Source organism: Chloroflexota bacterium (assembly GCA_014360825.1).
Classification (GTDB): Bacteria; Chloroflexota; Anaerolineae; order UBA2200; family JACIWT01; genus JACIWT01.
Genome location: JACIWT010000003.1, coordinates 57,748 through 71,483 on the forward strand (window position 1 = coordinate 57,748; position 13,736 = coordinate 71,483).

The following is a 13,736-nucleotide window of genomic DNA, read 5'->3' on the forward strand; positions in this document are numbered from 1 at the left end:
TCCTTTACCAGACGCTAAATTCGCCTCGAGAGAGGCGTTCTGTGAACTGATAGATGTCCGTCAGTTCTCGTTCCATAATGCTGCTCACCCGCTTGTGAATGTCGCGGAGATCAGTCCCTGGTGCTAGCACAAGCTGGGCGGAGGCAATGAGAGGCTGATCAATGGGCTGACCGATTTGGCTGCACAACCAGACGTAAACTTCTGAGAGGCCTGGTACATTCTCATAAATGTCGTTCGCTATGCGATGGCTGAGCAGGCTGTAAATTTTGCCCACATGGCTGACGGGATTCTTCCCCGCTGCGGCTTCGGTGCCCATTGGTCGGTTCAGGGCGATCACGCCATTCACCTTGTTCCCGCGCCCCACTTGTCCACAGTCGCCACCCTCGGCCGAGGTGCCTAATACCGTCAGATACATCCCGTCTGCACCTCGCCCGGGAATATCAAGCGTGTTCAGATCCACGCGGATGCTGTTAAAGTTCATGTTCTTCGCAGAAATGAAATTCTGAATGGCATCATGAATCTCCTCTTTGCGGGCGAAATACCCCTTCTCGCTTTCGACAAAGCGGTCTACGAAGGCCATGGCGATGGTGAGCACCAAGTCCCGTCCGCAACGATAGCCCATCACTTTGATATCCTCGCCCGATTCGGGGAATTTCCTCTTGAATTCTGGGGAGTTCATGTAATGCTCCACTTCCAAGACAGCCTTCTCCGTTTCAGTAAGTGGTGCATAGCCCACGGCGGCTGAGGTATCGTTTGCACCGATAACTTCCCGGTCGAAGATATCGGTCAATTCGGGTGACCCCTCTTTGATCTCGTTCTGGTAAACCACGTGGGTCTCCGGATCTACAAAACGCAGGTTTCGGCCTAACCACTGCTGGGCGGTACGAATGGCAATATCGCCCACGTCCACGCGCTTGCCTTTGTGCTCGTAAATGGCCCGATCACCGAAGACCAAGCGCATGGGCTCCTCCACGGTACCCCCACCAATGCGGGGCGAGGTCTTGCCTGCTACCAGAAGCCCTTTGTCAATATTGTGGTGCACGATGCGGCCAAAAGTCTCGCGATAGGCAGCGCACAAAGCCAGAGAAATCTCCTCGGCGATGGCGTCACAGATGGAGTCGGGATGACCAACCCCCTTTCGCTCCACAAGTTCAACCGCTTGCTGCTCGACGGGCGTCTTGTCGAGGCTCTCAACAATGATGTTTTTCACTTGCTCCTCCTGACTGATCAGTATGGTTGTACATTTTCTCGCAATACGCCTAGGCCCTTTACAAAAGGGCGGTGAATTTCGAACCCGAGTCTCTCATTTAACTGTGGTCTCTCGAAGCCGCGGGCAGTCCTTAGCCTGCGGACAGATGACATCAAAACTAGTGAAGTTTAAGAAGTCGCTGTATCGGGACATCACATCATCCCAGGTAACCTCACGCAAGCGTTCCACACTGAAACCTTCTACCACGAATGAGGCAACCACGCTGCCATGGATAATAGCCCGTTTGATGGAAGGAAGCGTTAGGTCACCGGTTTTTGCCAAATAACCTACGAATCCGCCGGCAAATGTATCCCCTGCTCCGGTGGGGTCCTTGATTTTTTCCAACGGATAGGCTGGGGCAAAGAAATAAGAGGCCGTTGGATCCTCGCCGTTCGCGAACAGGACTGCGCCATATTCGCCCTTTTTGACCACCACGGCCCGGGGGCCCAGGCTGAGGATATGGCGTGCCGCGCGGATGAGACTGAAGGTATTGGCGTACTGCCGTGCTTCGGCCTCGTTCATCAACACGATATCCACCTTGGAGATGGTTTTAGTGAGTTCCTCTTTACGATAGGTGATCCAATAGTTCATTGTATCGAGCACAGTGAGTCGGGGGCAATCTACCTGGCTCAACACATTCATCTGCAGCACAGGATCAATGTTGGCCAGGAAAACGTATTCCGAGGCGCGATAGGATATGGGTAACTTCGGATTGAAAGTGGCAAAGACATTGAGTTGCGTATCCAACGTCTCCGCAACATTCATGTCATAGCCGTAGCGACCAGCCCAACGGAAAGTTTTGCCCTCTTCTATCTGCAGGCCTTCCAAACTGACCCCTCTGGATCTAAGAAAGTCCATATACTCTTGCGGAAAATCCGTGCCCACAACGGCGACCATATTCACCTGGTCGTATAGACTAGCCGCTGTGGAAAAGTACGTGGCTGAGCCGCCCAGGACATCTTCTACCCGCCCAAAAGGCGTTTGGATAGAGTCCATGCCTACAGAGCCAACGACCAGAATACTCAACCGACCCCCCTGATCAAACGGACAGACCGTATCTACGGCGCATGACCATAGATACGCCTGCTGTGAGTTCCAACACTAAGCGCGCCACATCTTCAGAGAGTGACCCCGTACCACATGATGGTGTGACAAGCCCGGCGGCCAGTAACTTATCTCTGGACACCCCTTTATCTGCCAGCCCTTGTATGGCTTGCTCTAAGCGGTCTACCAGACTGGTGATGGTCTCACTCACGGCCTCCGTGCTCGCGGGTACAATGCCCCAGGCGATAATACCGCCCCGATCCAGAAAGGCACTGACTTCCTCGGTGTACAGGGCGATGGTGTGCGCGTAGTTATATGCATCCAGATTGAGAATATCTATGGGTGTGGATAACAGAATTGACCAGTCCGTATTGCCACAGCAGTGCACGCCTTTAAGTCCCTCAATACCGGCCAGGACTTCGTTTAACAAGGTGATGACCTGCTCTCGACTCAGGGAAACGAAGGCGGACCCAAACGAGGCCATGTAGGGCTCGTCAACAAAGATAATAGTTTGAGGGACGACCTGCTGTAACTCGCGTTCCTGCCAAGAGGCCTTAAGCCGCAGGAGTTTGGCAACGGCGTCGGCTAGGATTTCGTCGTAGAGGATAGGGCGGCGGTTCTGATCCACTACCGTAAGTCCCCAACTAATGGGCCCTGTCACCTGTCCTTTGAGCGCAATAGGCGGTGGGTCGACCGATAGGCCTTCCTCCAAAAGTACTGCTAGCCCCGCAGCGTACTTCGGGCTGATGGCAGCATAACTGAGCCTATTCTCGAGATATGCCATGTATAGGAGTTCGAGTGTTTTGTCTTTCTCCGGGCTATCGGTGTCCACGTAAATGCGTTCGTCCTCGATCACCACACCGGGGAAACCCTCGCTGTACTGCACGTACATGTTCTCAAAAAAACTACGTCTGGGCAACTGGGGCCAACAGGGGATCTGCGGGGTGGTGCGGCGTAGAAGATCCCAGGCATCATAGGGGTTGGTGTGCGGAACACTGCCAACCGACATGGGCAGCCAGTTCGGCTCAAACTTTCTATTCATATGCACCCCTGGAACTGTGAAGTGAATGTTTTCTCTGCGCATTGGCCACAGCGCGAGCCAATCCCTGTTCGAATGGCGGATATACGATGCCCTCCTCGGTTACAATACCCATAACATAGCGGTGCGGAGTCACGTCGAAAGCAGGATTGGCAACATGCACCCCTTCGGGAGCGATGGGTATATCGCGGATGTGCGTTACTTCCCGCGTCGCTCGCTCCTCAATGGGGATCTCGGCGCCCGTGGCTATACTCAGATCAATGGTGGAAGTGGGCGCAACGGAGTAGAAGGGCACACCGTTCTCTCGAGCCAGCACTGCTAGCGAGTAGGTGCCAATCTTGTTGGCAACATCACCGTTGGCTGCGATGCGATCCGCGCCCACAAGGATAATGTCCACCTGACCCCGGGAGATGAAATGCCCAGCCATGTTATCGGTGATCAAGGTGCAGGGGATGTTGTCACGCATTAGTTCCCAGGCTGTCAAACGCGCACCCTGGAGATAAGGTCTCGTCTCATCTACCCAGACATGAACCCGCTTGCCCTGCTCGATTGCGGCCCGCACCACACCCAACGCGGTTCCATAATCTACTGTGGCCAAGGCTCCAGCGTTGCAGTGGGTGAGAACATTAAACCCGTCCTGGATGAGGATAGCGCCGTTAGCGCCTATGCGCCGGTTAACTTCCACATCTTCATCGGCGATGCGTTGTGCTTCGACCACCAGCGCCTGGCGGATATGTTCAGGATCAGCAAAGGCCGGGTTGCGGGCTAGGTGCATCATGCGCTGAATAGCCCAGAAAAGATTGACCGCGGTGGGGCGAGTAGCGCTGAGCACCTCAGCCGCTGTATCGAGGTCTCTGATGAGAGCCTGACAACTGTTCGCCGGGCTTTGGAGGGCGGCCAATGCCAAACCATAGGCAGCAGCAGCACCAATAGCCGGCGCGCCGCGGATCTCCATTTCCTTGATGGCTTTGGCCACGCCGCGGTAGTCCCTGTATTCCAACACCGCGTACTCCTGGGGGAGCCTTCGCTGATCTATCAATTTGACAATCCCATCATGCCATTCGATACTGCGCAAAATGAGCCTCCGCCGGTCACAAAAAAACTCCCCGATGGGAGAGATGCGTCTTGACAAGCACTCCCTCATCTTCCAGAGAACTACCGCTTGGACGGCAAGCCTCTGCCGGACTTGGCACCGTGATCAGGCACATCCGAACAGAAGGAACTCAACGCGGCGCGCCTGAAATGGTTGCCGGGGTTTCACAGGGCCGGTCCCTCCACCCCTCTGGATAAGAGCACGCTTTCTCCAGTATGTAATTGCTTTAGAATAAACTCATAATAGCACAGGAAGGCAGGTTTGTCAAAAATTGACAGTTTAAAAAAGGGGTCATACAATGTATTTGACTACAAATCCGCTAAGAGGAGGGGCTATGTATCAGAATACTGTGGTTGTGGGCCATCTGGGACGCGATCCCGAGATGCGATACACGCCTAAGGGTACGCCTGTGACCCAATTTACCATGGCCACCACGCGTAAATGGACAGATGCAGAGGGCAACCCGCAAGAAAAGACCACCTGGTTCCGCGTGAGCGCTTGGGGGCGTCTGGCTGAAACATGTAATCAGTATCTAAGCAAGGGACGATTGGTTCTCGTGGAGGGCGAGATTGATGCCTCGGCGTGGCAGGGGCAGGACGGCCAGCCTCGCGCCACGCTCGAACTTCGCGCCCGTAACGTGAAGTTCCTCGGTGGTCGCGGTGCTGAGGCAGCCCCTGGTGAACTGGCTGTGGGTGAGGTGGCCGAAGAAGAGATCCCCTTCTGACCCGCTTGGTAGTGCGCCTACTCAGACAAAGGCAGGCCGGTTCCTCTGCTACTCTTTCTAACTGTTAACTGGCCTGAAGTTTTGGATTGCCGCATCATGACGAACCTGGGGGGAACAACCGTCCAAAAGGTAATGATCCAAGAAACCGCAAGCCGTGTGATAGACAACATTGAAAAAGTCATCGTTGGCAAGCGCGATGTCATCGAACTTGTGTTGGTGGCTTTGCTCTGCGAGGGGCACATCCTCATTGAGGATGTGCCCGGTATCGGTAAAACCACCTTGGCGAAGGCCATCGCTCGCTCCCTAGGCTGTACCTTTCAGCGCATTCAGTTCACCCCCGATCTCTTGCCTTCTGATGTGACGGGCATATCCTTTTATAACCAAAAGAAGGGCGAATTTGAGTACCGCCCTGGCCCCATCATGTCCCAATTGGTGCTGGCTGATGAGATCAACCGCGCCACACCACGTACACAGTCGGCGTTGCTCGAGGCCATGCAAGAACAACAGGTAACGGTGGACGGTGATACCAAACCCCTGCCTCGCCCCTTTCTTGTCCTCGCTACCCAGAATCCAATCGAACTGGAAGGTACCTTCCCTTTGCCAGAGGCGCAAGTGGATCGCTTTTTAATGAAAATTGCACTGGGCTACCCTAGTGAAGAGGATGAGAATCGCATCCTCCTTCGCTTTGAGAAGGATGACCCATTAGAGAACTTGGAACCCGTTATACAGAGCGCAGACTTGTTAGAACTCCAACGCGCTGCCAGAGACGTTCGCGTGGAGGCATCGGTGCGCGAGTACATCGTCCGTGTATGTCGTGCCACCCGAGAACACCCTTCCGTGGAATTAGGGGTGAGCCCTCGTGGGACATTGGCCTTGTACAAAACATCCCAGGCCCTGGCTGGTATTCGCGGTCGCAACTATGTCATCCCCGATGACGTGAAACATCTGGCTCCGTATGTCCTCATTCACCGCATTATCATTAATCCCCAAACTCGGCTTCGCGGCCGCACCCCTCAAGAAGTGGTGGCCGAGATCGTGAACGCCGTCCCGGTGCCAGTGGAGCATTAATGTTCAACGAGGTGTGGCTCATTCTGGCTGGCTTTGTTATGCTGGTCGGGCTGGTCCTCCACCAAGACGGTTTGATGACCATCTCTTCATTGCTCCTGACGGTCGCCGGTGTCGGCTGGGTCTGGAAACATTTTGCACTGCGCTGCGTAGAATACGAACGTAAGTTCAGCGAACGGCGTGCCTTTGTGGGCGAGGTCATTGATCTTACCATCACAGTCACCAACCGTAAGCCGTTACCCCTGGCCTGGCTACGTATCGAGGATGAATATCCGCTTCCAGTGGGTCTCCTGGATGGAACTTTGGCGCCTTGTAACAAACCTGAGACCGCCTATTTGACCAACTTGCTTTCCTTGCGGTGGTATGAGCGAGTGCGCTGGCGATATCGCCTGCAGTGTAGCCAGCGTGGTGTATACGCCTTTGGCCCCGCAAAGATCAGTTCTGGCGATCTCTTCGGTCTGTTCAGCGAAAGCGTCATCTCCCCTAAGATCAACTGGCTCATTGTCTATCCTCAGGTGCGGCCCTTGGAGGACTTCGAACTACCACCCAAGGAGCCGTTCGGCGAAATCAAAGCCCGCCAGCGTATTTTCGAAGACCCCAGTCGAACCATCGGCGTGCGTGATTACCACGCCGAGGATGCTCTGAAACGCATTCACTGGAAAGCGACCGCCCGTCAGCAAAAACTGCAGGTTCGTGTCTATGAGCCAACCACAATTCAACAACTCGCCATTTTCATGAATATTGCTACGCTGCCTAAGGTTTGGCATGGCGTGATTCCCTCGCTGCTCGAAAAGGTAATCAGCGTGACGGCCTCCATCGCTGCCTATGGCATAGAGCGACGTTGGCAGGTGGGCGTTCTGGCGAACGGCTGCTGGCCGCAATCTGATCAGCCATTAAAGGTATTGCCTGGTCGCAGTCCTGATCAGTTGACCAGTATTCTGGAGTCGTTGGCGGCTGTAACTTCCGTACCCACCATCTCCATCGAAGAGTTTATTGCTCGCGAAAGCCCACGCTTACCCTGGGGCGCGACGCTGGTCGTGGTAAGTGCCGTGCTCACCGAAGAACTACTGGTAGTATTGGCGCGTCTCCATGATGCTGGGCGACGCCTGGCGTTGGTCTCGCTGGATGAAAAGGTCCCTGCCCCGCAGGTGCCAGGGCTGCTCCTCTATCGAGTGCGTGAGGATGGGGAGGTGTTCCGTATGGAGCCGCTTGAGGAGGTAGCAGATGCGCACAGCGTTGCGTGAGCGCTGGCGACAGGAAGCCCTCCTCCTCGCAGTCGCGGCAATGGAGACTTGTTGGATCTACCCATGGCTCCTTTTCCTCACCCGCATCGCCGGTGAGAGGCAGAACCAGGTGCCTCCCGTTGCCGTGTTTGCCTCCCTCTACGGCGTGATCGTTGTCGCTCGAGTTCTATCCGCATTGGATGTGCGTTTGGTTCACCAGCAGGTCATTGTCATTGTCCTGGCGATTGTATCCACCCACCTCCTTATCCGACTCTGTCTTTTTCCGGATTATGCCCCTTTTGATCCACGGTGGTGGAGCGACCTTATCGGCCAAACAGCACACACCTGGCAGCGTATCCCGGCTGCGTTAGTCGTCGCTTTCGTCAATCTGCTTGTGTGGTGGCGGGGGACCGATCTCTCCCATGAGTATTTAGGGATTGATGGTGTGGGTTTTTACTTCCGTTGGGGTATCGTGGCTCTTATTTGGTTTTTCGTAGCCAGTGTATTCGTCGCTACGCTAAACATGGCTCCATGGGTGTTCGCTTATTTCTTCTGCGGGTTGCTTGCGGTCGCTTTGGCTCGTGTGCACGAGGTAAGCCAAGGGCACATGGGCATCCGCACACCTTTCAACGCCTCTTGGGCGGTAACTGTTTTGGTTGGAGCGTTGGCAGTAATTGGGTTGGGGGCCTTGCTCGCAGGCATGCTTTCGGTGGAGAGCCTAACCGCATTGATCGTGTGGCTTAACCCCGTGATCGTCATTTTGCAGGCTGTGCTACTCGTCATCGCCACGGTGCTTGGCCGGCTTCTATTAGAACCCCTCCTTCAACTTCTGATCAGGCTCTTCGAACACGTTTTCCAAAGCGACGCTCTGCGACAATGGTTTCAAACCAACCCGGGTGAAATGCCCGCCTTCTCACCGCAGCCTTACCAACCACCCTTGTTTATTCAAGTCCTCGGTTGGGCCGTGCCACTTGTTATCTTGGGATTGGTCGTGGTGGCCATTGCTCTGACCATTTCACGGCACTTGCAAGGGCAAAATGGGCGAGAAGTAGAACGAGAGTCCGTCTGGACATCCACGGACCCTTTGAAAGATTTGCAGGGTGCATTCGGTGTTTTGCTCAAGCAGATGCGAGAGCAAGCAGCGCAACTCCTACGTATACGGGAGGAGGAATTCACTATCGAGTCTATCCGCAAGATATATGCCAGTCTGACTCGACTTGCCGCCAATGCAGGGCATCCCCGCGCCGAGGCCGAGACTCCATACGAGTACCTGGATAGACTGCGCCAAGCCTTGCCAGGTAGTGAGGGGGATGTGGCACTGATCACCCAGGCATACGTAAGGGCACACTATGGTGAACAGCCCGATGATGAGTTGGAGTTGAGACGAGTGCGTGAGGCTTGGTTTCGTGTAAGCAGTCAGATGGAAAGAGAGTCGAGTAAAACGCATTAGACGGTACGCCCACATGGACACTGGCTCTCACCGTTAGGCCTTTGTTCACTACGATAAAATCATGGAGAGGGGTACTATTTTATGCCTGTAATTGATTTTCACATTCACCTGGCCCAAGCCGAGCACAGTCTCCCCTGGGTCGTTGAGTGGACTAAGAGCGTGGTCGCCGACCCAGAGACCATCGCTGTCCTGCAAACAGGTCTGACTCCAGAAAAAGTCTGCCGAATTCTACGCGGCGCAGGAGTGGACTACGCTGTCGCCCTGGCGGAGATGAGCCCCATTACCACTGGTGTTGTCACCAATGAATATGTGGCTGAATTCTGTCGGGCTACAGACATGCTGATCCCCTTCGCCAGCATAAACCCATTTATGATCGCGTGGCCAGACCGCGAGTTAGAGCGTTGCGTGTGCGAACTAGGCTTTCGCGGCCTGAAACTGTATCCCACTTACCAGCAATTTTACCCCAACGATGCCCAACTTTATCCCATCTACGCTGTAGCCCAGGAACTACACATACCAGTGATGTTCCACACCGGCCTCTCGGTCTTCCGCGGTTCACGACTGAAGTACGGTGACCCACTCCTATTGGATGATGTGGCAGTGGATTTCCCTGACCTCGTTATCCTGCAGGTGCATGGTGGACGGGGTGTGTGGTACGACCATGCAATGCTGATGGCTCGACTGCATCCCCATGTGTACATAGAAATCTCCGGTCTACCGCCGAAGCGGTTACTTACCTATTTCCCGGATCTGGAGCGTTTCGCGGATAAGTTCATCTTTGGCTCAGATTGGCCAGGACTGCCCAGTCTAAAAGGTAGCCTCGAGGAGATACGGGCCCTACCCATTAGCAATGAGGCGAAAGATAAGATACTGGGTGGCAACGCCAGTCGGATCCTGGGGTTAAACAGCGCTTAGAAAGGCAGCGGAAACACATGCGCGCAGATGGCCGTGAAAATGACCAGTTGCGACCGGTAGTGATCAAACCAAACTACTTGGACTATGCCGAGGGCTCAGCCTTGATCCAGATGGGACATACATGGGTACTGTGTGCGGCTTCCATCGAAGACGAAGTGCCCTTGTGGCTACGTGGCCAAGCCCAGGGTTGGGTTACGGCGGAGTATGATATGTTGCCCCGTTCCACACGCCAGCGGACTCCACGTAGCCGCACGGCGATGGAAATGCGCGGCCGAACACAGGAGATACAGCGCTTTATTGGACGCTCGTTGCGCGCCTCGTTGGACTTGCGTAAATTAGGGGAGCGCACCATCCTCGTTGACTGCGATGTTATTCAGGCCGATGGCGGCACGCGTACAGCGGCCATCACTGGTGGCTATGTAGCGTTGGCCCTGGCGCTCAAGAAACTCATCCTGAACGGCCAGTTGCGCCGCGACGTTATACGTGCTCCTGTGGCTGCTGTGAGTGTGGGAGTGGTACAGGACGAACTGTTGTTGGACCTGTGCTATGCCGAGGATGCTCAGGCCGAAGTGGATTTCAATGTAGTGATGACGGCGCGGGGCCTGTTTGTCGAAGTGCAAGGAACAGCCGAGGGCCGCCCTTTCAGTCGGGATACACTGGAAGAATTACTGGCCTTGGCGGAGAAGGGAATCCAAGATCTATTCGCTGCCCAGAGGCAGGTGTTGGAGGGGAAATAAAAGTGGAACCCTCCGCCAAAAGGCGTTCTTGAACGGTCTTTTGGCGAAGAGTTCCAAATATGATACGAGGGGTCAACCAGCGATTGGCACGGAACGGGGTCATTTGCCGAACATAGAGACCCCCGGGCGCTACTTTTTGCGCTGCCGTTGCCAGCGCGTTCGTTTGAGCATCTTGCGATGTTTGTGCTTGGCAATTTTCTTGCGCCTTTTCTTGATCACTGAGGGCATACGACTTTCCTTTCTCCAGCGATTAGTTCGAATTCACCCTAATTATGCCGTAATTCTTTGCCGAAGTCAACTGACTTGTTTTGAACGCATTGTTTGCCGTATGCTCAACGCATCGTTAGAATTATTGATTACGAAATCCTTTGGGGGTGTTCTATGAATCGCGATCAGGCTTGGGCGGCGCTAACAGAATTTACAGCCAATCCTAATCTCATCAAGCATGCTCTTGCGGTAGAGGCCGCCATGCGCGCCTACGCTCGCAAGTACGGCGAAGACGAAGATATTTGGGGCATTGTAGGCCTCCTCCACGACTTCGATTACGAGCAACACCCCACTGCCGAAGAGCACCCCTTCGTGGGGATGGAAATCCTGCGCCAGCGCGGTTGGCCTGATGAGATCATTGAGGCCGTGGCCTCCCACGCTGATTACACGGGCATCCCTCGTGACACCCGGATGAAAAAGGCTCTTTTTGCCGTGGACGAACTCACTGGTCTGATCGTAGCCGTTGCACTGGTGCGACCGTCCAAAAGCCTGATGGATGTGGATGTCGAGGCAGTGCGAAAGAAATGGAAGGATAAGGCTTTCGCCCGTGGTGTGAATCGCGCGGACATCGAGCGCGGTGCAGCGGAATTGGGCGTGGATCTGAATGAGCACATTTCCACAGTTATCAATGCGATGCAGAAGATTGCTGTTGAGTTGGGGTTGGGTGGAAATGAGCCTCGTAAGTAGAGGTATAGAAACGCCAGCCTGCGCAGGTATCCTAAACACTAAAGAGGCGGGATCTCGAGAGCATGAAGGCGGCGAGGGACTCGATTTTAACTCGTGATTGGCGTAAGCAAATCCCTTGGTCGATAGTTTTGCTGCTCGTTCTGGTCTTGGCTGCCACGGCAGGAACTTTCTGGCTGCTGGCCCCCTGGGCCAGTGGTCAGGTGCCATTGGTCACCCCGACGGCCACGTGCACTCCATTTCCGCCGACACGCACGCCCACACCGACCCCTACACCCTCTGCGAGTCCTACCTTTCCGGTGAGTATCACTCACACCGTGTTGACGGGGGAGACCCTCTCTTCCATTGCCGAGGATTATGATGTGACCGTGGCATCCCTGGCCGCCGCCAATGACATGACTGGGAATGCGATCTTGCACGCAGGGCAGGTGCTTGCCATCCCTCTGCCTACTTCCGATAGCAGACCATCTGCTACTCCCACGCCGCCCCCAGTCATTCACATCGTGCGAGAGGGCGATACTCTCGGTGCGATCGCCTTATTCTATGACACTACTATAGAGGCCATTGTGGCTGCCAACGATCTTAAGAGCAGCGATCTCATCCGAGTAGGTCAGGCTCTTGTTATTGCAGGAGCCCGGCGCACCCCAACACCGACGGTGTTCTTCTCGCCTACGCCAACAGTGACCTGCACTCCTGCTTATACCTACCCCGCACCCGCGCTTCTATCACCGCCAGATGGTGCCTTTTTCCAGGGGCCCAACACAACGGTCTTTGTGAACTGGACTTCAGTGGGAATCCTGGCGCCAGATGAGTGGTATGTTTTGCGCGTGCAGCGCATTGGAGGAGACCGACGCCTGGTCGAGACAGTGTGGCTGAAGGACACAAATTGGCGCATACCTGCTTCGTGGCGCCACGGTGGCGGGCGTTTCCAGTGGTATGTGGTGGTAGTACAGAAAATCGGTAACGCAATCAAGGAACTCAGCCCAGTGGGAGAATTGCGTACGTTCAGTTGGTATTAGCGAACACTGCCGGTATGTGAACTCTAGCAGGTACAGCTCGATGAATCTCGTTCACGGAGGTTAATGAGACGAAGATGAGAGGCTTAACAAGATGGTATAATACCCTGATTGTTTTGTTGGCGATAGTACTGGTTTTGTCAGCATGTGGTGGCGGGTCTGAACCAACGGTTATTCCTACCCGCACTCCGAGGCCTACTTTCACCTATGCGCCCCTATCCACGAGCACTCCCGTTCCTACTCCAACTATGACAGCCACGCCCACCCCAACCACAAACCCTTATTACAACCCATTGTCCGGCCAACTGGTAACTGATCCGGCAGTGTTATCACGCCGCCCGCTACATGTGCGCATTGGCAACGACCCGCAGATACGCCAGTGGCAGGCAGGGCTTTCACAGGCTGAGGTTGTGTACGAGGATATAATGGACGGCTGGTGGGACACGCGCTTGACCGCCGTCTTCCTGAGCGAGGACCCCGAAGCATTGGGTCCTGTCCGCAGCGCGCGCTTGGTGAACCTGGAACTGGCACCTCAGTACGACGCTGCTTTGGTACACTCCGGGGCCAGCGATCAGATCCGCTGGCTCATCTCCCAGTCTACCATTGTGGACCTAGATGAATTCTTTCACCCCAGGCCATATTACTACGTGCAGGGCCGTGATTGGCGTGGCCGTCTGTTTACATCTGCCGAGGCTGTGCGCAAAGAACTGGTAACGATGGGGAAAGAGGGGCCAGTAGCCCTCAAAGGGTTTGTCTTCTCGCCCCAACTACCTGCCGGTGATGCGGCATCTTATATCCGCATTCCTTATCCGAAGGCAGCCATAGTCGAATACCGCTACGACCGGGAAAGCGGCCGGTATATGCGCTATGTGCAAGGCGAGCCCCACATAGATGACAATACTGACCAGGCGGTCGGCGTAGAGAACGTCATTGTGCAGTACGTCGAGCATCAAGCCACGGATATTGTCGAAGACAGCCTGGGCAATACTGCCATCCGCATCGTGCTGACCGGTCAGGGGCCAGTACAGATATTCCGCGATGGCGTGGTGATCAGCGGTATTTGGCGACGGGATAAGGAGACCGATTTCACCCAGTATCTCGATGCCGATGGCAATCCCATCCCACTCAAACCGGGTCACACCTGGGTGCAACTCGTTCCCCCGGACTACAAGATCGAATACAAAGCAGAATGATCAGTGCTGGAGCGACAAGGAGCCGAGAGCCATAGGC

At 54.9% G+C, this 13,736-nt stretch carries 14 protein-coding genes and 1 riboswitch; of the genes, 9 read left to right on the forward strand and 5 right to left on the reverse strand.

Going from position 1 to position 13,736, the window contains the following annotated elements; genetic code table 11:
* Positions 1-4 precede the first annotated feature (4 nt).
* From H5T64_02735 to mtnA, 4 genes are all read right to left on the reverse strand, one after another.
* Positions 5-1,210 carry a methionine adenosyltransferase gene (locus tag H5T64_02735; protein MBC7263256.1) on the reverse strand — a complete coding sequence of 402 codons (1,206 nt, stop codon included), beginning with the start codon at positions 1,208-1,210 and terminating at the stop codon, positions 5-7.
* 93 nt (positions 1,211-1,303) lie between these two features.
* Positions 1,304-2,275 (reverse strand): sugar kinase, encoded by a 972-nt coding sequence (locus tag H5T64_02740; GenBank protein MBC7263257.1) that lies wholly within the window; start codon positions 2,273-2,275, stop codon positions 1,304-1,306.
* A 13-nt stretch (positions 2,276-2,288) separates the two neighbouring features.
* Positions 2,289-3,335: a methionine synthase gene (locus H5T64_02745; GenBank protein MBC7263258.1), complete on the reverse strand. Its 1,047-nt coding sequence runs from the start codon at positions 3,333-3,335 to the stop codon at positions 2,289-2,291.
* Positions 3,328-4,476 (reverse strand): S-methyl-5-thioribose-1-phosphate isomerase, encoded by a 1,149-nt coding sequence (gene mtnA / locus H5T64_02750; protein ID MBC7263259.1) that lies wholly within the window; start codon positions 4,474-4,476, stop codon positions 3,328-3,330. Before mtnA ends, H5T64_02745 begins: the two co-directional genes overlap by 8 nt.
* Positions 4,470-4,625, reverse strand: a riboswitch (SAM riboswitch). Its footprint overlaps the gene before it by 7 nt.
* 134 nt (positions 4,626-4,759) lie before the next feature.
* On the opposite strand from mtnA, the gene ssb reads away from it, so the two are divergent.
* From ssb to rph, 6 genes are all read left to right on the forward strand, one after another.
* Entirely contained in the window at positions 4,760-5,149 is a 390-nt protein-coding gene (gene ssb, locus H5T64_02755; GenBank protein ID MBC7263260.1) for a single-stranded DNA-binding protein, read from the forward strand.
* Between the two features lie 132 nt (positions 5,150-5,281).
* Positions 5,282-6,217, forward strand: a complete 936-nt coding sequence (locus H5T64_02760; GenBank protein MBC7263261.1) for a MoxR family ATPase — start codon at positions 5,282-5,284, stop codon at positions 6,215-6,217.
* A complete protein-coding gene (locus H5T64_02765) occupies positions 6,217-7,458 on the forward strand; it encodes a DUF58 domain-containing protein (GenBank protein ID MBC7263262.1) in 1,242 nt (413 codons plus the stop codon). Before H5T64_02760 ends, H5T64_02765 begins: the two co-directional genes overlap by 1 nt.
* Positions 7,439-8,887 carry a DUF4129 domain-containing protein gene (locus tag H5T64_02770; protein ID MBC7263263.1) on the forward strand — a complete coding sequence of 483 codons (1,449 nt, stop codon included), beginning with the start codon at positions 7,439-7,441 and terminating at the stop codon, positions 8,885-8,887. The genes H5T64_02765 and H5T64_02770 overlap by 20 nt, the downstream gene beginning before the upstream one ends.
* A gap of 81 nt (positions 8,888-8,968) precedes the next feature.
* Positions 8,969-9,802, forward strand: a complete 834-nt coding sequence (locus tag H5T64_02775) for an amidohydrolase (protein ID MBC7263264.1) — start codon at positions 8,969-8,971, stop codon at positions 9,800-9,802.
* A 17-nt stretch (positions 9,803-9,819) separates the two neighbouring features.
* Positions 9,820-10,539 carry a ribonuclease PH gene (gene rph / locus H5T64_02780; protein MBC7263265.1) on the forward strand — a complete coding sequence of 240 codons (720 nt, stop codon included), beginning with the start codon at positions 9,820-9,822 and terminating at the stop codon, positions 10,537-10,539.
* Between the two features lie 129 nt (positions 10,540-10,668).
* Here rph and H5T64_02785 read toward each other — a convergent pair whose 3' ends face one another.
* Entirely contained in the window at positions 10,669-10,767 is a 99-nt protein-coding gene (locus H5T64_02785; protein ID MBC7263266.1) for an AURKAIP1/COX24 domain-containing protein, read from the reverse strand.
* Between the two features lie 153 nt (positions 10,768-10,920).
* Between H5T64_02785 and H5T64_02790 the strand changes: the two genes are divergently transcribed.
* From H5T64_02790 to H5T64_02800, 3 genes are all read left to right on the forward strand, one after another.
* On the forward strand, positions 10,921-11,493 hold the full coding sequence (locus H5T64_02790; protein ID MBC7263267.1) for an HDIG domain-containing protein: 573 nt from the start codon (positions 10,921-10,923) through the stop codon (positions 11,491-11,493).
* 62 nt (positions 11,494-11,555) lie between these two features.
* Entirely contained in the window at positions 11,556-12,509 is a 954-nt protein-coding gene (locus tag H5T64_02795; GenBank protein ID MBC7263268.1) for a LysM peptidoglycan-binding domain-containing protein, read from the forward strand.
* A 74-nt stretch (positions 12,510-12,583) separates the two neighbouring features.
* The gene (locus tag H5T64_02800) at positions 12,584-13,699 is read left to right on the forward strand and encodes a DUF3048 domain-containing protein (GenBank protein MBC7263269.1); all 1,116 of its coding nucleotides are present in this window, start codon (positions 12,584-12,586) and stop codon (positions 13,697-13,699) included.
* Positions 13,700-13,736 lie beyond the last annotated feature (37 nt).